The following is a 1361-nucleotide window of genomic DNA, read 5'->3' on the forward strand; positions in this document are numbered from 1 at the left end:
AGTGGACGTTAAGTCCGTTTCTGGTAGCGGCCTCGTTCGGGTTGGGTGAGGAAGCCTTGGCGAGTGAGGCGTCCGAGGCGGCTGCGGGTGATGTTGACGGACGCCTCGTCGGTGGGCATGCCGAGGAGTTCGTGCAGCTCGCGTGCCCGGAATGCCTGGTCGGGGTGGTGGTTGAAGGCGTTCACGATGGCCTGGTAGGTGGTGTTCGTCTCGGGTGGTTCGGATTCGGTTCCTGCCGGCGTGACCTCCGCGATGATCTTTCGGGTGGTGGCCAGGTCCGTGAGCCGCGCTTCGGTCTCGATCAGGTCGGTGGCGAGCTCTTCGATCCGGGCGCGTAGTTCTGCAGCCTGGGCGGTGGCCTCGTCCTGCCGGGTCTGGAGGTCTGCCAGGAGTTCGGCGACGTTCACGCGGCCAGTCCGAGGGTGTCGCGCCAGGCCGGGGCTGGTGTGGTGAGGCGGCGGGTCATGTTCGCGGTGGAGGCCCAGTAGACGCGTGAGGCGGAGGTGTCGGGCCGATGGTCGAACTCGCGAGCCAGGCGCCGGTGCAGCATCAGCGTGCCGTTCGTCTGCTCCACCACCCACCGTTTCGGCTGCGGGACGAAGCCCTTGCCCTGGTCGGCCGGGTTGCGGCGGACGACCTCGACGTCGATGTCCAGCAAAGCGCCGTGGATGACGACCTCGTCCTTGAAGCCCTGGTCCACCAGGGCCTTCTCCAGACGCATCCCGCACCGCTCGGCGACCTGGTCGAGCAGGGCGGTGCCGGCGGCGTTGTCGTGGGCGGAGGCGGCCAGGACGACGACGCCGATGATCAGCCCCATGACGTCCACGGCCAGTCCCCGCTTGCGCCCCGACACCTTCTTGTTCGCGTCCAGTCCCGTCGTGCTCTTCGGGACACCGGCGGCCGCGCGGACGGACTGGGTGTCGATGATCACGAGGGACGGGTCCTCTAATCGGCGGGCTCTCTCCCGTACCTGGCAACGCAGGAGTTCCTGGATCCGCTGGTCGAGCCCGTCCTGGCGCCACAGGCCGAAGTAGTAGAACACCGCCGACCAGGACGGCAGGTCATGGGGCAGGTAACGCCACTGACAGCCCGTCCGGTTCTGGTAGAAGATCGCATTCACGACCTCCCGCAGATCACAGGACCCCGGATCCCCGGTAGCCGACCGCGCCACCCTCTCCTGCTTCCAGGCCGTGATCATCGGCTCGATCAACGCCCACTGCTCATCCGATAGGTCGCTCGGATACGCCCGTCTGTCCATGAGCCGCAGAACATCACCCGAACCCCGGCCAGCACGCCAGTACGGCCAACGTTCACACGTACGAGCGATCACGAAACAAGAGAAACAGGACTTAACGTCCACT

At 66.6% G+C, this 1361-nt stretch carries 2 protein-coding genes; both read right to left on the reverse strand.

Annotation, left to right across the window (positions count from 1 at the left end; genetic code table 11):
- Positions 1-8: 8 nt before the first annotated feature.
- Entirely contained in the window at positions 9-407 is a 399-nt protein-coding gene (locus tag ACFV1W_RS40660) for a hypothetical protein (RefSeq protein WP_380422619.1), read from the reverse strand.
- Positions 404-1258: an IS5 family transposase gene (locus ACFV1W_RS40665; RefSeq protein ID WP_380422620.1), complete on the reverse strand. Its 855-nt coding sequence runs from the start codon at positions 1256-1258 to the stop codon at positions 404-406. Before ACFV1W_RS40665 ends, ACFV1W_RS40660 begins: the two co-directional genes overlap by 4 nt.
- Between the last annotated feature and the right edge of the window lie 103 nt (positions 1259-1361).

The sequence above is a fragment of the Kitasatospora sp. NPDC059648 genome, from assembly GCF_042734825.1.
Taxonomy (GTDB): domain Bacteria; phylum Actinomycetota; class Actinomycetes; order Streptomycetales; family Streptomycetaceae; genus Kitasatospora.

Bases quoted from the DNA above. Each gene is read 5' to 3' on its own strand.
- ACFV1W_RS40665 (WP_380422620.1), bottom strand. From the start codon at position 1,258: ATGGACAGACGGGCGTATCCGAGCGACCTATCGGATGAGCAGTGGGCG.